Annotated in this window: 15 protein-coding genes; 13 read left to right on the plus strand and 2 right to left on the minus strand. The window is 39.5% G+C overall.

The genetic code is table 11. From position 1 onward, the window contains the following. Window positions 1–136: 136 nt before the first annotated feature. The 7 genes from C4F49_RS13840 (at window position 137) to C4F49_RS13870 (ending at window position 10,103) form a co-directional block, all read left to right on the plus strand. On the plus strand, window positions 137–580 hold the full coding sequence (locus tag C4F49_RS13840; RefSeq protein WP_196936438.1) for an Hsp20/alpha crystallin family protein: 444 nt from the start codon (window positions 137–139) through the stop codon (window positions 578–580). Between the two features lie 161 nt (window positions 581–741). Next, the gene (locus tag C4F49_RS13845; RefSeq protein WP_196936439.1) at window positions 742–1,440 is read left to right on the plus strand and encodes a hypothetical protein; all 699 of its coding nucleotides are present in this window, start codon (window positions 742–744) and stop codon (window positions 1,438–1,440) included. A 227-nt stretch (window positions 1,441–1,667) separates the two neighbouring features. Further along, window positions 1,668–3,734: a beta-L-arabinofuranosidase domain-containing protein gene (locus tag C4F49_RS13850; RefSeq protein WP_196936440.1), complete on the plus strand. Its 2,067-nt coding sequence runs from the start codon at window positions 1,668–1,670 to the stop codon at window positions 3,732–3,734. A 219-nt stretch (window positions 3,735–3,953) separates the two neighbouring features. After that, window positions 3,954–4,592, plus strand: coding sequence for a TetR/AcrR family transcriptional regulator (locus C4F49_RS13855; RefSeq protein WP_196936441.1), 639 nt, complete (start codon window positions 3,954–3,956; stop codon window positions 4,590–4,592). Between the two features lie 33 nt (window positions 4,593–4,625). Next, window positions 4,626–5,975 carry a TolC family protein gene (locus tag C4F49_RS13860; RefSeq protein WP_196936442.1) on the plus strand — a complete coding sequence of 450 codons (1,350 nt, stop codon included), beginning with the start codon at window positions 4,626–4,628 and terminating at the stop codon, window positions 5,973–5,975. A gap of 5 nt (window positions 5,976–5,980) precedes the next feature. Beyond that, the gene (locus tag C4F49_RS13865; protein WP_196936443.1) at window positions 5,981–7,033 is read left to right on the plus strand and encodes an efflux RND transporter periplasmic adaptor subunit; all 1,053 of its coding nucleotides are present in this window, start codon (window positions 5,981–5,983) and stop codon (window positions 7,031–7,033) included. A gap of 19 nt (window positions 7,034–7,052) precedes the next feature. Continuing rightward, a complete protein-coding gene (locus C4F49_RS13870; RefSeq protein ID WP_196936444.1) occupies window positions 7,053–10,103 on the plus strand; it encodes an efflux RND transporter permease subunit in 3,051 nt (1,016 codons plus the stop codon). A gap of 604 nt (window positions 10,104–10,707) precedes the next feature. Here C4F49_RS13870 and C4F49_RS13875 read toward each other — a convergent pair. Continuing rightward, the gene (locus C4F49_RS13875; RefSeq protein WP_196936445.1) at window positions 10,708–12,099 is read right to left on the minus strand and encodes an arginine decarboxylase; all 1,392 of its coding nucleotides are present in this window, start codon (window positions 12,097–12,099) and stop codon (window positions 10,708–10,710) included. A gap of 109 nt (window positions 12,100–12,208) precedes the next feature. Between C4F49_RS13875 and argS the strand changes: the two genes are divergently transcribed. The 3 genes from argS to C4F49_RS13890 are packed head-to-tail and all read left to right on the plus strand — an operon-like array spanning window position 12,209 to window position 16,258. Continuing rightward, window positions 12,209–13,987 carry an arginine--tRNA ligase gene (argS, locus tag C4F49_RS13880; protein ID WP_196936446.1) on the plus strand — a complete coding sequence of 593 codons (1,779 nt, stop codon included), beginning with the start codon at window positions 12,209–12,211 and terminating at the stop codon, window positions 13,985–13,987. Between the two features lie 7 nt (window positions 13,988–13,994). Then, window positions 13,995–15,068 (plus strand): oxidoreductase, encoded by a 1,074-nt coding sequence (locus tag C4F49_RS13885; protein WP_196936447.1) that lies wholly within the window; start codon window positions 13,995–13,997, stop codon window positions 15,066–15,068. Next, window positions 15,068–16,258 carry a BaiN/RdsA family NAD(P)/FAD-dependent oxidoreductase gene (locus C4F49_RS13890; RefSeq protein ID WP_196936448.1) on the plus strand — a complete coding sequence of 397 codons (1,191 nt, stop codon included), beginning with the start codon at window positions 15,068–15,070 and terminating at the stop codon, window positions 16,256–16,258. The genes C4F49_RS13885 and C4F49_RS13890 overlap by 1 nt, the downstream gene beginning before the upstream one ends. Window positions 16,259–16,279: 21 nt before the next feature. Here the strand turns inward: C4F49_RS13890 and C4F49_RS13895 are convergent, their stop codons facing one another. After that, entirely contained in the window at window positions 16,280–17,095 is an 816-nt protein-coding gene (locus C4F49_RS13895; RefSeq protein WP_196936449.1) for a M23 family metallopeptidase, read from the minus strand. 211 nt (window positions 17,096–17,306) lie between these two features. Between C4F49_RS13895 and C4F49_RS13900 the strand changes: the two genes are divergently transcribed. The 3 genes from C4F49_RS13900 to C4F49_RS13910 all read left to right on the plus strand — a co-directional run bounded on the left by C4F49_RS13900 (window position 17,307) and on the right by C4F49_RS13910 (window position 21,076). Continuing rightward, window positions 17,307–19,205, plus strand: coding sequence for a TlpA disulfide reductase family protein (locus C4F49_RS13900; RefSeq protein WP_196936450.1), 1,899 nt, complete (start codon window positions 17,307–17,309; stop codon window positions 19,203–19,205). Window positions 19,206–19,298: 93 nt separating this feature from the next. Next, window positions 19,299–19,883 (plus strand): RNA polymerase sigma-70 factor, encoded by a 585-nt coding sequence (locus tag C4F49_RS13905; RefSeq protein WP_196936451.1) that lies wholly within the window; start codon window positions 19,299–19,301, stop codon window positions 19,881–19,883. Window positions 19,884–20,023: 140 nt separating this feature from the next. Continuing rightward, window positions 20,024–21,076, plus strand: a complete 1,053-nt coding sequence (locus tag C4F49_RS13910) for a FecR family protein (RefSeq protein ID WP_196936452.1) — start codon at window positions 20,024–20,026, stop codon at window positions 21,074–21,076. The last annotated feature ends 103 nt before the right edge of the window (window positions 21,077–21,179 follow it).

A 21,179-nucleotide genomic window follows, 5' to 3' on the forward strand; every position in this document is an offset into this window, starting at 1 on the left:
TTTAGTCAGCTTAAAATAGATTAGACTGTCGTTTTGTCGCTTTTAAGTTTCTTTTTTGATTTGGTATGCCGATTGATTTAGGTTATTCATTAATAATTAAAAAGAAAAATTTAAAAATTTAAAGGAGAGCATAATCATGGCATTAATTAAATTCCCAACAAAAACAGTAAACACAGACAGTGTTAATCCATTTGTAAACAGTGTGTTTGATAATTTATTTAACGATTCGTTTATCACCGATCGTTTGGTGACTCGCGTTCCTGCGGTAAACATTACGGAGACTCAGGATTCGTTTTCAATCGAATTAGCGGCTCCGGGTTTGCAAAAATCGGATTTCAAAATCAATGTGGACAAAAACGTATTAACAATCTCGGTGGAGAAGAAAGACGAAGCTGTTGTCGAAGAAAAATTGTACAGTAAAAAAGAGTACAGCTATACTTCGTTCACACGTTCATTTTCTTTACCAGATTCAGTAAATTATAGCAACATCGACGCATCATACATCGATGGTGTGTTAGCTGTAACAGTGGGCAAAAAAGAAGAAGCAATTATTGCAAAAAGGTTGATAGAGGTTAAGTAAGGTTAGTTTTTTGTTTTTATAGTTGTGAAGCCTCTGCATTCGTGCAGGGGCTTTTTTTGTTTCTTTAGATTCTGTTGAAGCATCTGACTTGCATTTATTCAAGACTTTAAGAAAACAACCACACCCACTTATACGTTTAGATGCTAAGACTATAAATTGCCATGAACAAAATTCTATTAGTTGCCTTGTTAAGTGTTGTCGTGAGCTGTGAAAATAAAAAAACATCATCACAAAAAGTTGATTCCTCGAAAGTATATACCTATGACTTCCAATCTGATTCCATAAATCCGATCGATGTAAGCGCTTATTATTCAAATGAAGAGTTTAAATTGGAGAAACAATTGATTCCAATCAACAAGGAAGAGTTTGATAAAGACTCGGCTGATTTTACTAATAATTTTATATCAAAGCCTGATTTATTGAAAGACCGCGATTCTTTGGCATTGCCGTATGGCACTATAAAATTTATTAAGCGGAAGCAACGCGACCGAGATGATTTCACAGATTATCGGTATATGGGATTTGCGCCTAATTTAGATAGTCACTTACTTAGTATCGACTTGTATGACGGTTCTTATACGCTTATCCTAAATGATAAACTGTATACATACGGGGTGGTCGATGGCGAACCTATCTTTTCCTTAGACAATAAGAACTTTGCCACATTCAGGAATGATGAAGGGCACTCTTCCTCATTAACGCTTTATGCGATATCAGAACAATCCTTCAGCTTCGAAAAATTCCTATGGTCGGATGAACACCTGATTGAGTCTGTTTTCTGGAATAGCGAAAATAAACTAGTCATTAGTTTACTAGCTATTGAAAGCGGAGCAACAACTTATTATAAAATCAACATCTAAAATCTTTGCTTTTTAACGCCCAAGAATCTCTTTGGCTACAATCTGTAATCGAGAAATAGCAACAATACTTCTTCCAGTTTATCCAATCCCATTTTGATAAGCTTGATAATATCTGTAGTTTTATGGAAGTAGTTTTGTTGATGGAAACATGCAATGCATATGTTTAAATAAATGCTTAAACCTACAGCCTGACCGTCACTGATTTTTCTATATCCTATTTTTACGCTATGAAAAAGTACCACCTTCTGTTAATTAGTCTATCGCTTACTTTTCTTTGCAAGGCGCAAACCCAAAATCGGAGTCCATTGATTGAGAAACCATATTTGGAATTGCCGTTGGGACAGATTAAAGCGAAAGGATGGTTAGAAGAACAGCTTATACGGATGAGGGATGGGCTGACGGGTAATCTTGATGAGCGATACGAGGCCGTTATCGGTTCGCGGAATGGTTGGTTAGGTGGCGATGGCGATGCATGGGAACGCGGACCTTATTGGGTCGATGGGCTTGTGCCTCTGGCATATATCTTAAATGATCAGCAACTGATCAATAAAGCAAAACCTTGGATTGAATGGACATTAACCAATCAGCGCGAAGATGGCTACATCGGGCCGAAACCGCTGAAAGAGAAAAGTAAATCCGAGCCTGGTATTCAAAAGGAACCGGTTGAAGATTGGTGGCCAAGAATGGTGATGCTGAAAGTGTTGATGCAATACCATGAAGCGACAAAAGATCCCCGAGTGATTTCCGTGTTGACGAACTACTTCCGCTATCAGCTTGAGGAATTGCCCGAAACGCCTTTAGATCAATGGTCTTTTTGGGCAAATAGAAGGGGAGCCGACAACCTGATGGTTGTATATTGGCTTTACAACCTTACGGGGGACCAGTTTCTGCTGGATTTAGGGCATTTGATTTATAAACAGACCTTTCCATTTCAAACGGTTTTCACGAACTCCCATAGCCTGAAGCCGACAGGGGTTGATCACCTTTATCCATACAATGTGTCCAATCGCTATCCTTTTAATCAGGAATTGATCAAAAATATGCATGTTGGGCAACAACAAAGTTTTCATTGTGTTAACCTCGCGCAAGGAATCAAGACGCCGGTTATTTATTATCAGCAGTCACCAGATCCGGCATTTATTTCTTCCGTGAAGCAAGCTTTTGCCGACATCGATATTTTTCATGGGCAAGCCCAAGGCATGTTTGGTGGCGACGAACCGATGCATGGAAATGCACCTACACAAGGTGTGGAGTTCTGTTCGGTGGTGGAAATGATGTATTCGTTAGAAAGCATGTTGCCGATAACTGCTGATGTCGCTTTTGCCGATCATTTGGAAAAGATTGCATTTAATGCATTGCCTACACAGGCCACGGATGATTTCAATCATCGGCAATATTTTCAGACCGCTAATCAAGTGCTGATTTCAAAAGCTAACCGCAACTTCTATGAGGACCATGCGCATCAGGGTACAGATCAATGTTTCGGCTTGCTGACAGGTTATCCATGTTGCACAAGCAACATGCATCAAGGATGGCCAAAGTTCGTTCAGAATCTTTGGTACCAAACAGCCGATGGTGGTGTTGCAGCTTTGGTCTATGCGCCGAACGAACTGACTACACGATTGCCTAACGGCCAGCAAGTACATATTTCGGAGGAAACGAATTATCCATTTGAGGAATCGATTCGCTTTAGAATTAGCCTTGACAAGGAATCCGCATTCCCTTTACATCTTCGTATTCCTTCATGGGCTAAGCAAGCGCAGGTTTTTATCAATGGTGAATTGCAAAGCATCGAACTGAAGCATGGAACGATTGCCAAGATAAACAGGAATTGGAAAGATGGCGATCAGGTTGAGTTGCTCTTGCCGATGAAAATTACGACTAGCCGCTGGGCGGAAATGTCGGTAGCGGTTGAAAGAGGGCCGCTTATTTATGCGTTGAAAGTGGAAGAGGAATGGAGTAAGGTCGCTGATAAGCAATTTGATGACTACTACGAAGTATATCCCAAAAGCGATTGGAACTATGGATTGATTGATCAAGCTTTAAAAAATCCCGAAGCTGGTTTTGAAGTTGTTATTTCAAATAATACTACGGACTATCCCTGGAACCATGAGAATACGCCTATTCTTTTAAAAACAAAAGCGAAGAAAACTCCCTCTTGGAAATTGTATAACCATGCCGCTGGTCCGCTTCCTCTTCCATTTCCTGAAACAGAAGGCGAGGCTGTGGATGTTGTGCTGATACCTTATGGAAGCTCAACGCTACGGATTTCCCAATTTCCGGTAGTACGCTAAGATTTCGCTGTCGCTGGATCGAAAAGGCTAGGATTGGTCTAGCCTTGAATTTTGCTATTTTAATGGGTTATTTAATACCACCAGAACATTTTTAGTTAAGCTATATTTTAGATCGTATTGTTTACTGAGTAGCCAATAGCAATTTTCAATTGTCATCAATTTGTCTTTATTCGAAATAATCTAAATTTACTTAACACTGTTAATTACTTTTGTCCTGTTATGGGAATAAAAGAAAGAAAGCAAAAACATAAAGAAGATCTTCGTTCTAAAATTTTAGAGGCAGCAAAAGAATTATTTGTGAAGGAAGGTTTCGAGGCAACTTCAATACGTAAGATTGCCGCCAAGATTGAATTTAGCCCAACAACCATTTACCTATACTATAAAGATAAGAATGACATTGCCTACGCCTTGCATCAAGAAGGCTTTAGTCTCTTGCGGACGCAATTTCTGCCATTGATGCATGTAGAATCAGCATTTGAACGATTAAAAGCGATCGGCAAAGCTTATATTGATTTTGGTTTTAAAAACCCTGATTACTACTTTGTTATGTTTATGCTAAAGGATCCGATGGATTTTGTTAATCAGAATTGCGGCGACGAATGGGAAGAAGGAGAGCGCGTGTTTGATTTTCTTGAACAAACAATCGTCGACTGTCAAGCCGAAGGCTATTTTAAAGATATGGATAAAGAACTCATGGCCGTAAATGCCTGGACCTCTGTGCACGGTATGGTTTCCTTGTACTTGATGGGACATTTGAAAAAAGTCGCGGAAGTAAAAAACCTGCAGATCGAGAACGAAAACCTGATCGAAGAATCATTCAAGTTGTATATAGACCTCTTGGCTAGGACCAAACAATAAAAAATTTTTGTCAAAAAATAAACACTGTTAATAATGAGAACAGCATTAATAATTTTAAGTTTTTTAGCTCTTTTTCTTCTGCCGGAAAAAAGCCGAGCCCAGCAAGTGGATGATTATATCCAATTGGGTTTAAAAAATAACCTCGTGTTGGCGGAGAAGAACCTCAGTTTGGATAAAGCCTTGAATGGATTAAAAATGGCGAAGAATATGTATTTGCCGACCATTGGTTTTGATTTCACCTATACGCATGCTGATGGCGGAAGGAGCATTGATTTACCGGTTGGTGATATGCTTAATCCGGTATACAACACACTGAATCAGATCACGCAGTCGAATGCTTTCCCCAACATTGCCAACGAGCAAATTACTTTTCTTCCGAAACATTATTACGATGCGAAAATTAGGACAAGCATGCCATTGTTTAACGCTGACATCAAGAACAATAAGGCTATTAAAGAGCAGGTCGTCACGCTTGGCCAAAAGGAAATCGAGATTTATAAACGGGAACTGGTCAAAGACATCAAAGAAGGCTATTATACCTATATGAGCGCTGCGGATGCCGTGGCTATCCATGAATCAGGATTGCAATTGGCTCGAGAAAGCAAGCGTGTAAATGAAAAATTGTTGGATGCAGGAAAAGGGCTTCCAGCTTATGTCATTCGAGCCGATGCTGAAATTGCGCAAGGCGAAGCGAAAATAGTCGAAGCAAAACAGCAACAACAGAATGCGAAACTGTATTTCAATTCCCTATTGAATCGAGATCCTCAGGATGCAATTGAACTTGACTCGACGCTTTTATCGAATAAAACTACCGTTCCGGATTTGAATTCTACATTCGCGGAACGCGAAGAACTGGATGCGCTGGAGACCAATATCCATATCCAGGAATTATTGGTTAAAATGGACAAGCAGGTCTTTTTGCCAAAATTAAATGCTTTCGTGGACTTGGGTTCACAGGCAGAACAGATGCGTGTGAACAGCCAGTCGCAATATTACCTTGTCGGCGCGCAGTTGTCCATCCCTATATTTGCGGGCAACCGAAATAAACTGAAGATTCAGGAAAGCGAAATTTCAGTTGCTGAAGCAAGGAATAAATTGGATCAAGCCAAACAGCAGCTGCAGCTTGCCGTTCAGGTAGCTAGCAACGATGTGATTGCAGCGCATCGGAACTATGAATCATCGAAAATTCAGGTGAATGCAGCCGCAACTTACCAAAGGCTGATCCAGCGCGGTTTTAATGAAGGGGTCAATACCTATATCGAAACCATTGACGCGCGCAATCAATACACTTCTGCTCGTTTAGCTAACAATATTTCTACGTATCGCTTATTAGTTGCCCTAGCTAAGCTAGAGCGCGAGAGCGCTGCTTATCCTTTAGATTAATCACTATGAAAACTACACTTTATTTATTTGGTATTTTATCAGTTTGTACTGTTTTTCTTGCCGCATGTGGTCATTCGGACACGAAATCCGCTATCGTAGTTCCCGATACCATTCCGGTTACGCTGATGGCCATGGAAAATACCTTAGCCAACAACCAGGTTCAGGCAACGGGCGTTTTTACAACTGATGATGAAACGCTTTTAGGCTTCAAAAACGGAGGCGTCATCAATAAGATTTATGTCAAAGAAGGTGATGCGGTTCGCAAAGGACAATTATTGGCTACCGTCAACCGGAATGAGGTCGATGCTAAAGGCGCACAAGCCAAGTTGGGCGTAGAAAAAGCACAGCGTGACTATGACCGCGTCCGAAAATTATACCTCGATAGCGTTGCCACGTTGGAACAAATGCAAAATGCCAAAACGGCTTTGGATTTTGCGAAGCAAGACCTAAATACCGTGGGCTATAACCAGGCTTATTCGCAGATTCATGCTTCCGTCAGCGGTTATGTATTAGCAAAACTGGCGAATGAAGGTCAAGTCGTCGGGCCTGGAACTCCTGTGCTTCAGATCAATGGCGCAAGCAATGCAAATTGGATGCTGAAAGTTGGCGTCAGCGACCGCCAATGGAATCAGATTCAGAACGGTGACTTGGCGACGATTCAGTCCGATGGCTTAAATGCAGCAGTCGAAGCCTATGTTTTTAAAAAATCGGAAGGCTTAGATCCACAATCGGGAACATTTTCTATTTTCTTGAAACTAAAGGATAAACCGGAAAATAAATTGGCATCTGGAATGTTTGGCAAGGCAACCATTCAGACGAAGGTCAACAAAAGTGAATTCATCAAGCTTCCTTACGAATCCTTATTGGATGCTAACGCGAATGAAGGCTATATCTTCATTACCGAAGATGGGAAAACAGCCAAAAAAGTAAAGGTGCAGGTTAAGGCAATCGAACATAATGATGTGTTGATCGAAGCAAATTTACCGCAAAGCCAAGGCATTATCGTTTCTGGAAGTCCGTATTTGATGGATGGATCATTTATAAAAATAACTAAATAACTCACTCATCCCAAAGCACATGAACTTAATTAGTTATCCTATAAAGAACTATCAATTTACCCTAATTATGGTATTGATGGTGATGGTCGTCGCTTTTTCGACCGTGATGACCATGCCTCGGGCAGAAGATCCTGACACGCAACCACCGACATTTCCGGTTATTGTTGTCCATCCGGGCACCACGCCTGCGGATATGGAGCAGCTGGTTGTAAAACCGTTGGAAGCGCGCTTCAATAGCCTCGACAACATCAAGAAAATCAAGACCACAATCAACAATGGATTAGCTTTTATTTTTGTAGAGTACGAATATGAATCTGATTACCAAGAGAAATACCAAGAGCTTGTTCAGGAATTAACGGCCGCTCGTTCAGAATTGCCTCCCAACATCTATCGAGCGGAAGTGCGCAAGATTGAACCTTCCAATGTAAGTGTATTGCAGTTGGCGCTCCTTTCGGAGAATGCTTCGGAAACGACCATGAAAAAGCTGTCGGATGAATTGAAGTCCGATTTGGAAAAGGTTAAATCCTTAAAGAACGTGGAAGTTTCCGGATTGCCGGATCAACTGGTTCGCATCGACCTGAATCAGGCTAAATTGGCAGAACTGCATATCCCGATGAACCAAGTGGTACAAGCAATCCAAAATGAAAATCAAAATATTCCCGGAGGAGCAGTTCTGGCGGGCGATAAAACCTATAGCGTAACCACCAGTGGCAATTACAAAAGCATTGAAGAAATCGGAAATACGATTATTTCAAGCGCTCAAGGCAAAAACGTCGTGTTGAAAGAAGTTGCGGAAGTCTATCCGACATTTGCGGCAGACAATCATGTCACTCGCCTGAATGGGTATCAGGCGGTTTTGGTCAATGCTTCGCAAAAAGAAGGCTTGAACATTACCGAAACGCAGCAACAATACCAAAAGGTGTTGGATAAATTCGAACAAAAATTGCCTGCGAATGTGCAACTAGTTAAAAATTTCGATCAGGCAGATAATGTCAATAGCCGCTTATCGGGTTTGGGGATTGATTTTCTGATTGCCATAACGCTTGTTCTGATTACCCTATTGCCTTTGGGCACGCGCGCTTCGCTGGTCGTGATGATCGCGATTCCTTTGTCGCTCGGATTAGGATTGATTGCGATGAATTTATTGGGCTATTCACTAAATCAGCTGAGTATTGTTGGTTTTGTTGTCGCTTTAGGATTGGTTGTGGATGATAGCATTGTCGTGGTTGAGAATATCGAGCGCTGGATGCGGGATGGGTTTTCGCGCGTGGAAGCAGCGGTGAAAGGTACGCAACAGATTGCGCTAGCGGTATTGGGATGTACCGCGGCTCTGGTGATTGCGTTTATCCCTTTAATGTTTATGCCTGAGATGGCTGGAGATTTTATCCGCAGTTTGCCTACGGCCGTGATTGCTTCGGTGATTGGCTCTTTATTCGTTGCCATTTTGGTTGTACCTTTCTTGGCGAGCAGGATTTTAAAACCTCATGAACAGGAGGGAGGAAACGCCATTTTACGGGGTATGCAGAAAGTAATCCATGGAACGTATGCGGTTTGGCTAGACAAAGCGCTGATGCGTCCGAGGTTTACCCTGCTGATTGCCTTGCTGATATTTATTGGTTCGGCCGCCTTGATCCCCGTGATTGGCTTCAGTCTTTTTCCGGCATCGGAGAAGCCACAATTTATGATCCATATCAAAGCTCCTTTGCAGGGCAATATCTTACTGACAGATAGCATCACAAAAAATATTGAAACGGAACTGGAGAAGATTCCCGAAGTCAAATACTTTACGAGTAATGTTGGAAAAGGAAATCCGCGGATTTATTACAACATGCAACAGGCGAATGAAAGCGCGGACTATGCCGAAATATTTGTCCAGCTCAACGAAAGCGTCAAAGCAAAAGAAAAAGTTAGGATTATCGAGGAGCTGCGCAAAAAATGGACTCCCTATTTAGGAGCGAAGGTGGAAGTGCGTGATTTCGAACAGGGAATTCCTGTGATTTCTCCGGTTGAAGTGCGTGTGTTCGGTGAAAATCTGGATACGCTGCAGGTACTCGCTTCTCGGGTTGAGCAGTTGTTGACTGCTACCGAAGGAACGGCTTATGTCAATAATCCGGTGAAGAATAACAAAACTGATCTGAAAGTGGCGATCAACACGGAAAAGGCGATGGCCTTGGGCGTGCCCAATACAGCCATCGATCAAACCGTTCGTGTCGCTTTGGCGGGTTATTCCGTAGGCACGTTTACGGATCCCAATTCCGAAGATAATGAATACGATATTCAGGTGACTGTGCCTCGCGGCAATTTGCCTAAACTGGATATTTTCGATGGGATTTTTGTCAATAACCTAGCCGGGACAGCCATTCCGCTTGCGCAATTGGCGAGCTTGGAGTTTGAATCCTCTCCTTCGACCATCTATCATGAAGATAAGAACAGGGTGGTTGCTGTGAATTCATTTGTTGCCAAAGGCTATACAAATGATAAAGTCATTCAGGATGTGATAAAACAGATGGATGAATTTAATTTTCCAGCAGGGTATTCGTACCGAATGGGTGGCGAAGTGGAAAGCCGCGAAGCGACTTTTGGAGGATTCGGAACGATTATTATTATCACCGTGTTTCTGTTTATAGCTGTACTGGTTCTGGAATTCAAAACGCTGAAAAGTACATTGATTGTGCTGTCGGTTATTCCGTTGGGGATTGTGGGTGCGGTATTGGCTCTTTTAGTTACAGGCAATACGCTATCTTTTGTAGCTACAGTTGGATTGATTGCCCTGGCAGGAATCGAAGTAAAGAATACCATCTTGCTGGTTGATTTTACCAATCAGTTGCGCAAGGAGGGAATGGAACTCAATGAGGCAATAGAACAAGCCGGAGAAATTCGTTTTCTGCCAATTATTTTAACGACGTTGACGGCGATAGGTGGATTGTTGCCGATTGCTTGGTCATCCAATCCGTTGATTTCACCTTTGGCCATCGTAATGATCGGCGGTTTGATCAGTTCGACTTTATTGTCAAGGATAGTGACTCCCGTGGTCTACAAATTATTGCCACCAAAAATCCATGAATTGTAGTCCGACGACAGATTCAATTGGCAACAAAGCAGAAAAGCCAATTTGCTAGAATAAAAAAATCTAAATTCCCCCTTAGCCCCGAAGGGGGAACCTTAAGGAAATTATTTATGTGATCGGAAACTTTCTGAGACCCTTCCGAAACTTTCTGAGAGCCTTCCGAAACTTTTTTTTTTGCCCCCAAAATGTCATGGAATTGAGCCGAAAAATGTTGAGAGTAAGCAAAAAAAAGGAGAGAACCTGTCCAAATTTTTAACTATTTTTCAAGATAAATCCGCATTTATTGGTATTTAAACCTATATTTTTGCCTATGTGCAGGATGTCAAGTTTGGGTAAGGAAAATTGATGCTGACTTGTTTTTAGGTCAATAAAAAACAGTATTTTATTGTCATTTAAATGTCATGGTTTTGTCATGAAAGAATTGTTGAGCCTAATTCTTCAAACTCAGATATAAGCAGTCTCCATTTTTAGGGACTGCTTATAAATTTTTAGAACATTCAAAATGTAGGATAGCAGGTTTTTTGAATTTTGAATTTTCACTTTTGAATTAATTCTAAGTAATCCCCCTTGCCGGTTTTTTACTTTTGAATTTTTACTTTTGAATTTTTTATTGGTACCCCAATAATTTCATTACCTGCTTAGAATTCTGTTCCTCACCAAATACTTCATAGTTAAACGTTTCATCGCGGTTACGGCGAATCAGCACATGTTTTGGTGAAGGCAATAGGCAATGATGTATTCCGCCATAGCCGCTCAATACATCTTGATAAGCTCCCGTATGGAAGAATCCGATATATTGGACTTTACGTGTTTTAGGCATAAATACCGAGTTCATATGCGCTTCCTGGTTGTAATAATCTTGGCCATCGCATGTGATTCCACCGATATTTACCTTCTCGTATTCCGAATCCCAGTTGTTGATCGGCAACAGAATATATTTCTGGTTCAACGCCCACACATCAGGTAGATTTGTGATAAAAGAGCCATCGATCATAAACCATTTTTCACGGTCATTTTGTTGCTTTCTGCCCAATACTTTATATAAAATTCCAGAAGCCTCAGCAACTGTATATTTTCCGAATTCCGTAATGATATCAGGTTCCATCACTTCGTGATGCGCACAGATTTGCTTAATGCGGTTAACGATTTCATTGACCATGTATTCGTAATCGAAATCATGTACCAAAGAATCTTTAAACGGCATCCCACCACCGATATCCAAGGTATCCAAATCAGGATTGATTTTCTTGAATTTACAGTATAATGTCACGTATTTTTCCAATTCATTCCAGTAATACGGCGTATCCGAAATACCAGAATTAATAAAGAAGTGTAAAAGCTTAACTTTAAAGTTTGGGTTCGTAGAAATCTTGTTGTTGTAAAAATCAATCACATCTTCCTGGCGAACACCTAGGCGCGAAGTATAGAATTGCGAGTCCGGTTGTTCTTCCGCCGCGATGCGAATGCCTAAATTACAAGGCTCATCCAGCTCTACTTCATCATCATACAAATTGAATTCTTCCTTATTATCCAAAACGGGGATAATGTTCTTGAATCCATCATGCAACATATCGATGATATAGGTCTTGTACTGATAGGTCTTAAACCCATTACAGATTACGGTAATGTCTTTGTTTACCGTTCCCTGACGTTCCAACGATTCAATCATAGGCATATCAAATGCGGATGACGTTTCCAAGTGGATGTCATTCTTCAGCGCTTCTTCCACAATGTGCTTGAAGTGCGAAGACTTGGTACAATAACAATACTTGTAAGACCCACGATAATCATGCTTCAAAATTGCTGTTTGAAACAATATTTTCGCTTGTTGGATCTTTTTGCTGACGATAGGTAGATAAGTGAATCGTAGGGGCGTGCCATACGTTTCTATCATTTCCATCAGATTTAAATCGTGGAAGTACAATTCGTCATCGATGATTTCGAATCCGTCTTGTGGAAAACCAACACTTAAGTCAAGAAATTCCTGATAGCTCTGCATTTTTTATTATTTTTGGCAAAGATAGACTTTCGTATTGAATACCTATATAGCTTAAGCTATAAATTTTACATTCAGTATGAGGGATTTATAAAAATTACTTATTTATTACATGGCGAATTCTATTCAACAGAAGCTTATTCAATCGACGATCGAAGCTGTAAAAAGCCTTTATCAAGCAGAAATATCAACTGAACAACTAACTTTTCAAGATACACGCAAGGAATTTGAAGGACAGATCACCTTGGTGGTTTTTCCGATTACCCGTTTCTCAAAAAAGTCTCCAGAGCAGACAGCGACAGATTTAGGCACTTATTTAAAAGAGCAGATTCAAGAGATTGTGGATTTCAATGTCGTCAAAGGATTTCTGAACATCAGTCTTTCGGATGCGTATTGGATTTCGTTGTTGAACGATGAAATTGCTGATGAACAATTTGGTCAGCTTCCAGCAAATGGAAAACGCGTAATGGTAGAATATTCGTCACCGAATACAAATAAGCCTCTGCATTTAGGGCATGTTCGTAACAACCTATTGGGCTATTCTGTCGCGGAAATATTAAAAGCGAATGGTTTTGACGTTGTCAAAGCAAATTTAGTCAACGATCGTGGAATTCATATCTGCAAATCTATGCTCGCTTGGCAGAAGTTTGGCGAAGGCGAAACACCGGAATCTTCTGGGTTGAAAGGTGATCATTTGGTCGGGAAATATTATGTTGTCTTCGACAAGGAATATAAAAAACAGATCGACGAATTAAAAGAAGCTGGCAAGACCGAAGAAGAAGCGAAGAAACAGGCTCCTTTGATTTTGGAAGCACAGGAAATGTTGCAGAAATGGGAGGCCGGCGATGAAGCAGTGATTTCATTGTGGAAGGAAATGAATGCCTGGGTGTATGCTGGATTTTCGGAAACCTACAAACAGATGGGTGTTGATTTTGATAAATTTTATTATGAGTCGGACACCTACTTGCTAGGTAAAGATATTATTCAAGAAGGATTGGATAACGGCGTGTTTTTCAAGAAAGAAGATAATTCAGTCTGGATTGATTTAACCGCCGAAGGATTAGACCAAAAATTGGTTTTGAGAGGCGATGGAACATCCGTTTACATCACACAGGATTTGGGCACAGCCCAATTAAAGTACGATGAATTTAAAATGGATGAATCCATTTACGTCGTCGGAAACGAACAAGATTACCACTTTAAGGTCTTATTCTTGATCTTAAAGAAATTGGGTAAAACTTGGGCAGATGGATTATTTCATTTGTCGTACGGAATGGTGGATTTGCCATCAGGGAAAATGAAGTCGCGAGAAGGAACAGTGGTCGATGCTGATGATTTGATGTCCGAAATGTTGGAAACAGCAAAAGTTCGTACCGAAGAACTAGGTAAAACAGAAGGTTTAGATAACAAATCTAAAGTTCAATTATACAATATGATAGGAATGGGCGCTTTGAAATATTTCTTATTGAAAGTTGACCCTAAAAAACGTTTGCTATTTGACCCGAATGAATCCGTCGATTTCCAAGGACATACTGGACCTTTTATCCAATACACGCATGCGCGGATCAAATCTGTCTTATCTAAAGCAGGGGCAAACGGTTCTAAAGTTGCACCAGGAAGCCTATCAGTTTATGAACGCGATTTAATCCAAACACTTGGAAACTTCCCTGTTATTTTGGCTTTGGCAGCAAAAGAGTTTAGTCCCGCACAAATTGCCAATTACGTCTATGAGTTAGCGAAGCTATACAACAAGTTCTACCACGAAGAGAGCATCCTAAAAGCTGAAGTGGAAGAAGTGAAGAACTTTAGGCTTCAATTGTCCGCTGCGACCGCAAAGGTCATTGCGCAAAGCATGAACCTATTGGGTATCCAAGTGCCTGAAAGAATGTAATCATACCATGAAGAAAATTAAAGTAGGACTAATTGGCTTTTCAATAGGCGGACAAGTATTCCATGCGCCCTTTATCGCAGGCAATCCAGCATTGGAATTGTATAAAGTGACCGCTCGTAAAGAGGAGCAACAAATGCTATTGGCTTCGAGATACCCAACAGCTATTGCAGTAGCATCAGCTGATGATATTTTCAACGATCCGGAAGTGGATTTGGTGGTGGTAGCTACGTCCAATGACATGCATTATCCATTTACTAAACAGGCGTTAGAATCTGGAAAACATGTGGTTGTGGAAAAGCCTTTTACCAATACTACAACGGAAGCCGATGAACTGATCGCTTTAGCAAAGGAAAAAAATCTGCTATTGACGGTTCATCATAATGCCCGTTTTCATTCTGATTTTAAGACTGTGAAAGCTGTGCTGGCTAGCGAAAAACTTGGGCCGGTAGTGAATTATGAAGCGCGTTACGATCGATTTAGGAATTTCCTTCGAAAGGGAGCTTGGCGCGAAGAAAATCTTCCTGGCTCGGGCATACATTACGATTTAGGTGCGCATTTATTGGATCAGGCTTTGCAATTATTTGGTCGTCCAAAAGCTATCTTTGCTGATCTTCGAGTACAGCGAGAAGGAGCAAAGGCTATAGATGATTTTGAATTCATTCTTTCTTATCCACATACCAAAGTGATTTTAAGAGGGCAGATGCTAGCCAAAATTCCTACGCCTCGTTTTGCGATCTATGGATGGAATGGCTGTTTTGTCAAACAGGGAACTGATCCTCAAGAGGAATTATTGCGCGCTGGCGCATTGCCTCATGAGCATGCCGACTGGGGAAAAGAGAATGAGAAAATCTACGGACAATTGAGTTTGCTGGTTGATGGCGTGGACGTCGAAGAAACTGTTGTTTCCGAAATCGGAAGCGGTCAGGATTTTTATAACAACATTGTTGAAGTATTGAACAATAAACAAGAACTGATCGTGAAGCCAGAGCAAGCGCGTGACGTAATTCGTTTATTGGAATTGGCTGAGCAATCTTGGAAAGAACAACGAACGATTGCGATCGAAAATCAATTGATTTCCTAATGCAGTATGATGCATTGATTATTGGTGGAGGCGCATGCGGATTAATGTGTGCTGTGCAGGCGGGTTTGTTGGGAAAGAAAACACTCCTGATCGAACGCAATGCACAAGTAGGAGCCAAAATCTTAATTTCAGGTGGCGGAAGATGTAATTATACCAATCTCGGCACGACTTCGGCCAATTTTATTTCCGATGACCTTTCGCTTTTGGATACCGTTTTCGAACAGTGGACCGTTGCCGATACCTTAAACTTTTTTGAATCCAATGGAATTTTTGGCGAAGAGAAAACATTGGGACAATTATTTCCAAAAACAAATAAAGCCAAAGACATTGTTGCTGTATTTACCAAATTGCTTTACCAAAGCAAACAGGATATTTGGTTAAATTCTTTGGTTAAATCGATTGTTAAAGAAAATGATTTCTTCAATGTAGAAGTAGAGACGGCAAAAGGTATTCAGACTTTACAAGCCAAAAAGGTTGTGTTAGCTAGCGGAGGTTTACCCATACAAAAATTAGGAGCATCTGACTTTGCCTTGCGAGTCGCTAAGCAATTCGGGCATTCCATCGTTCAAACGGCTCCCGCTTTAGTCCCATTAACAATAACTGGTAAGCATGCAGATTGGTATGCATCCTTGTCCGGCAACTCTGTTTTCGCTCAGGTTTACAACAAGCAGATTTCATTTGAAGAAAATATTCTTTTCACGCATTGGGGATTAAGCGGTCCTTCGATTTTGCAGATTTCAAGCTATTGGCGAGCAGGCGAGGAGATTACAATTGATTTATTGCCAAAATTTAAACTCGAAGACATCATTAAGCAAGAGCGCAATCAAGGCGGTAAACGCATGATTTCACAAATTCTGAATGATTATTTCACCAAGAAAATGGTCGATGCTTTGGGGCAATTTTTGCCGATCTCGGTGAAAGTCGCTTCGCTAAGCAAAGCTGATGCAAAATTAATTGTTGAGACCATACACGCGTTTAAAGTGAAGCCTGCGGGCGATAAGGGGTACGAGAAGGCTGAAGTTATGCGTGGTGGCGTATCTACAAGAGAATTGAACGCAACATCGTTAGAAAGCTTGAAAATGCCTGGTTTGTATTTTGGAGGCGAAGCAGTCGATGTGACCGGTTGGTTAGGTGGCTACAATTTTCAGTGGGCGTGGGCATCTGCGACTGCTATTGCGCGGGACATTTAGTTTATTGCTTAAACAGGTTGCTTAATAATCTCTTAAATAGCTTTTTCCTTCATCCAATACACTTACAAGACTTCCGTCATTTAGTTTAAATTTCGTTTCGAAACTTCGTACAGCATCAAATCCTCCAAAAAAGCAGACAAAATGCAGGTGAGGTCCAGAAGACCATCCTGTATTCCCGCTTAAGGCGATTACATCGCCCCGATTAATGACCTCACCTACTTTGCATCGTGCGCCATTGTAATTAATATGGACATAGCTCGCAAAAGATCCGTCATTGTGGAGCACAGTGATGTAGTTGTTGAATTTTTTGCATTCCTCCTGAGGACAAGATTTTGTGTTATGCTGTACAACTTCGACTACGGTACCTTCACGGGCAGCCAATATTTCTGTTCCGATAGGCATCGTAAAATCCAAAGCAAACTCATTCTTGTGCGACAGATTTCCATTGTATCCTTGACTCACTTTAAATGAGTTTCCCTTTTTGTAGGGTAAATCATAAACCACAGCATTGGTTTTCACATCTAAAAGTACATCGCCTTTGGTTGTTTTGGTCGTGTAAGAGAATGAATTTTTTAGGCGAGGGTTCTGAACGGTGAGATTGCCAATTTTATACCGCTTAGTTTTTGCTGGCAAGACGAATATCGAGTAATTGTCATTGTCGAATGCAAGATTTGTCAACTTAAATTGTAGAAGCAGCGATTGGGGATAAATTGCATCATTATCCACATATACTGAATAACCTTTTTGGGCCTGTTCAGTATAAATGTTTAATTCTTGTGCATTTGTAGCGCAAACGCTACAAATAAAAAAAAAGATAAAAGTGTGCAAAGTTCTCATGATCAGGTATTAATAGCACGGTTAATAGGGTTTTTCTATCCGACAATTTACATGTTTTTTTTGATTTTTAAAAAAAAATAATATAACATAATTCAAGCGTGATTGTTGGTTTCTCTTAAGACAATTTATTTCTTAAAATTTAATGTCCAAATTCTTGCTTATTCCATTAAAATAGAATAATTTTATTCTACTAATTATAAATTACATACAAATGAATTCTCTAAAATTATTATTTGTGTTGCTTATAACTATCTCAATAGCGAAAGCACAGGCTGTCAAATTTTCTTCAGATCAGCCAGAAGCAGGCACTAAAGTTAGTTTCACCTATGATCCAGCAGGTACAGCCCTTAAAGATCAAGAAAATATTACTTGTAGGCTTTACACTTTTTATTCAACAGCTAACCCGGTGGGTAAAGCCATTGATTTAGTAAAAGATGGCTCAATTTATAAAGGCGAGTTTAACTCCGCTGACAGTACAACCTTGATAGGCTTGCGATTTTCGAATGATGATGATTTTGATGGTTACATTTTGCAATTTACCAAGCAAAGCAAGGTACTACCAGAAACCTATTTGAATGAAGGAAATTTATTGGGACTCAACGGTAGATATTATTTAGGAATTCCCTTGGATCAACCTAGAGGTTTGGCTCTTTACAAAAAAGCTTTTGAATTGAAACCAGAACTAAAAGAGAAGAATTTGCAGAGTTACCTTTCTTTGGAATTACAGGTTGATCAAGAAACAGGAACCACCCTTATTAATGAAAACCTATCGCGCTTATCTAAAATTGAAAATCCCTCAGAAAAGGATCTAAGTTTGAGTTTGAATTTATACAATCAATTGAAGAAAGAAGCAGAAGCAGATTCAGTAGGCAAGATTATTTTAAATAAATATCCTAATGGAAAATATGCTTACAATGAAGCGTTCAGAGATTTCTACAAAGAAGCTGATCCTTTGGTCAGGGAGCAGAAAGCTACCGAATTGATTTCAAAATTTAATTTAAATGATGGAACAGAAGAAAATGCAGATAAGCTAAGCATGATCAATTCATTATTAGCTAGTTCATTTTCTGAAGCTCAGAATAATGAAAAATTCGAATTTTATGCAAACAAGATTGATGACAAATTGACTAGAGCAAGTTTATACAATCAAAATGCATGGCCTTCTGCAGAAGAAAACAGAAATGTAGATTTCGCGTCAAAAATCTCAAAAGAATCACTTGATTTAGTTGAACAAGCTAAAAATGATGAAGTTCCTACACGATTTAGCAACAGGGATGAGTACATTAAAAATCTGAATTCGACATATGGCATGTATGCTGATACCTATGCCTTATTGCTTTACCGACAAGGTAATTTTAAAGATGCTTTGGCGATGCAGGAAAAAGCAATCGCAAACTTTACGAGAGAGGATCCAGAGATTCTGACTAGGCGTGTAATTTATCTTGTAAAGAATGCTGAATACGAAAAGGCATTCAACGAAGCGGAGCGTCTGACAAAAGAAGGTATGGGGTCAGACACATTGAAAAGTGAATTAAAGGATTTGTATGTAATCCTGAAAAAAGAAGGTTCTTTTGAAACGTATTGGGCAGGAGTTGAAAACATTGCTAAAGAAAAGAAAAATGCTGAGCTAATGCAAAAAATGATCAATATTACTGCTCCAGCATTTTCGCTTAATAACCTTAAGGGAGAAAAAGTTAGTCTATCAGATTTCAAAGGCAAAATGGTTGTTCTGGATTATTGGGCAACTTGGTGTGGTCCATGTATTGCATCATTTCCCGGAATGCAAAAAGCTATTGCAAAGTATGCTGACAATCCAAATGTTGTCTTTTTGTTTGTGAACACATGGGAAGATTTAGAAGGAAGAGAGACGAAAGTCGACGAATTTATTACGAAAAATAAATACAGTTTTAACGTTTTATATGACACGCCTAATGTCAAAGATCCAGACACTTTTGATGTAGTCTCGGCCTATAAAGTATCTGGAATACCTACAAAATTTTTCATCGATGGAGAAGGGAACATTCGATACAAATCAGTAGGCTTCTCGGGTTCTGATGATGGGGTGGTTAAGGAAATCGATGCTTTAGTAGATTTATTGGTAAAGAAATAGAACATAAAATAATTAATACCTAGTATACTTTCTAAGCAGAATCAACTAATTTCCAGTTTGTTGATTCCGCTTAACTTACTTTTTTACAGATTTATGGATTACAAATTGCTCTCAAATGAAATTTTATCTAAGCTTTTAAAAGCGGATGATGAAATTGCTTTTAAAGAGATTTATAGTAGGTATTGGAAGCTGTTATTTCAAACGGCTTATTATCGCTTGGGTTCTAAAGAAACTGCAAAAGAGCTTGTCCAAAATGTTTTCTTAAATCTTTGGGAAAAAAGAAATGTCCTAATCATTGACAAACTTGAAAACTACCTTCAGATTACCATTAAAAATAGAGTAATCAATTACATAGAAACATCCATTGTACAGCGGAAATATCAAGAGCATGTTGTCTCCAGTTACGATGACCGAACAATGGAAACAGAATCGACAGTTCAATACAACGAACTCTATTTTGCTTTAGAAAAAGCACTTTCTGAACTTCCAGTCAAAACAAGGGAAGTATTTCAATTGAGCAGATTTGAAAAGTTATCTGTCAAGGAAATTGCAATTCAGATGAATCTTTCCGAGAAAGCGGTTGAATACCACATCACCTCTTCACTAAAGGCTTTACGGTTTAAATTAAAAGATTTTATGGTCGCATGTTTTATTCTAGGAAGTTATCATAATTTCTAGTATCACTCCCTCATCTTCGCTAATTATCATAAATAAAATAACTGATTTACAGTTAAATAACAATAATTAGAAAAAAAATCATTTTTTATTTAGGGATTATCCTAGGAAGCCTGTCTTACTATTAATAACCAAGTATAGACATGAACAGGGATTCCTTTAAACAACTATTAAAAGGATATGTTTCGGGTACTGCCACTGATGAAGAGCGAGCGCTAATCGATCATTGGTATGAATTACTTTATAACGATTCTTTTAGGTCATTAGACGATTCAGAATTATCTGCTGTGGAGCAAGAGATGTGGGAACATATCGAACGTGAATCCAAACTATCTGACACTCCTTTGATTCCGATTAGAAGACCATTGCATACCATCGTGTTAAGGTGGGTTGCCGCTGTTGCTGTATTTGCTATGCTAGGATTTAGTATCTATGCTTTGGTCAATCAAGATGCGGTTTCTTTACCTTATCAAATCGCTAAAAAAAGCCAACACTTGGATGAGATAATTAATGATAGCGAGGAAACTAAGTCAATCACATTAGCGGATGGTTCTACGGTAGTTTTAAAAGCATTTTCGCGTTTGGCTTTCCCTGCGCAATTTTCAGAAAGAAAAAGGGAAGTTTATTTAGAAGGCGAAGCGTTTTTCGATGTTGCCAAAAATCCTTCAAAACCGTTTGTCGTTCATGCCGGAAATTTGCTTACCCAAGTATTGGGGACCAGCTTTGATATTCAATCCGATAATGAGATTGGCAAAATGGTTGTATCGGTTAAGACTGGAAAGGTCATGGTATCGGAAGATGCAGATTACCTTCCTTTAAACAAAGAGCAGAAGAAAAGTAATGGAACTATTATCACACCGAATCAACAAATTGTTTATGATGTGAAAAATCGGAATTTTATTACACAGCTAGTTGAAAATCCTGAGCCACTTCAATCGGACACAGCTAAGCTCGATTTCTCTCCGTCAAATTTTGATTTTGATGATGAAAAACTAGTCAATGTCTTTGAAAAAATAGGAAAGACCTATGGCATCGATATTCTGGTTGAGAATGAAAATAGTTATAATGAAAAATTTACAGGTGATATCTCCAAACAATCACTTTACGATATGCTAAATCTAATTTGCCTATCTACTAACCACGAGTATGAAATTAAAGGAACCAAAATTTTAATTAAAAATCGAACCTCAAACTAACAAATTTATAAACGAAAAATAAAAAATTATGATTAAAGAATACTTCTCATCAGGATAAATCCGAAAAATATAAAGTCGGCAATAGTACCAGTATTACCGACTC

Source organism: Sphingobacterium hungaricum, assembly GCF_015210005.1.
Taxonomy (GTDB): domain Bacteria; phylum Bacteroidota; class Bacteroidia; order Sphingobacteriales; family Sphingobacteriaceae; genus Sphingobacterium; species Sphingobacterium hungaricum.

Coding starts and splice junctions, on each gene's coding strand:
- C4F49_RS13850 (WP_196936440.1), top strand. CDS start 1,668: ATGAAAAAGTACCACCTTCTGTTAATTAGTCTATCGCTTACTTTTCTT.
- C4F49_RS13895 (WP_196936449.1), bottom strand. CDS start 17,095: ATGAGAACTTTGCACACTTTTATCTTTTTTTTTATTTGTAGCGTTTGC.
- C4F49_RS13890 (WP_196936448.1), top strand. CDS start 15,068: ATGCAGTATGATGCATTGATTATTGGTGGAGGCGCATGCGGATTAATG.
- C4F49_RS13860 (WP_196936442.1), top strand. CDS start 4,626: ATGAGAACAGCATTAATAATTTTAAGTTTTTTAGCTCTTTTTCTTCTG.
- C4F49_RS13845 (WP_196936439.1), top strand. CDS start 742: ATGAACAAAATTCTATTAGTTGCCTTGTTAAGTGTTGTCGTGAGCTGT.
- C4F49_RS13900 (WP_196936450.1), top strand. CDS start 17,307: ATGAATTCTCTAAAATTATTATTTGTGTTGCTTATAACTATCTCAATA.
- C4F49_RS13865 (WP_196936443.1), top strand. CDS start 5,981: ATGAAAACTACACTTTATTTATTTGGTATTTTATCAGTTTGTACTGTT.
- C4F49_RS13885 (WP_196936447.1), top strand. CDS start 13,995: ATGAAGAAAATTAAAGTAGGACTAATTGGCTTTTCAATAGGCGGACAA.
- C4F49_RS13855 (WP_196936441.1), top strand. CDS start 3,954: ATGGGAATAAAAGAAAGAAAGCAAAAACATAAAGAAGATCTTCGTTCT.
- argS (WP_196936446.1), top strand. CDS start 12,209: ATGGCGAATTCTATTCAACAGAAGCTTATTCAATCGACGATCGAAGCT.
- C4F49_RS13910 (WP_196936452.1), top strand. CDS start 20,024: ATGAACAGGGATTCCTTTAAACAACTATTAAAAGGATATGTTTCGGGT.
- C4F49_RS13840 (WP_196936438.1), top strand. CDS start 137: ATGGCATTAATTAAATTCCCAACAAAAACAGTAAACACAGACAGTGTT.
- C4F49_RS13905 (WP_196936451.1), top strand. CDS start 19,299: ATGGATTACAAATTGCTCTCAAATGAAATTTTATCTAAGCTTTTAAAA.
- C4F49_RS13875 (WP_196936445.1), bottom strand. CDS start 12,099: ATGCAGAGCTATCAGGAATTTCTTGACTTAAGTGTTGGTTTTCCACAA.
- C4F49_RS13870 (WP_196936444.1), top strand. CDS start 7,053: ATGAACTTAATTAGTTATCCTATAAAGAACTATCAATTTACCCTAATT.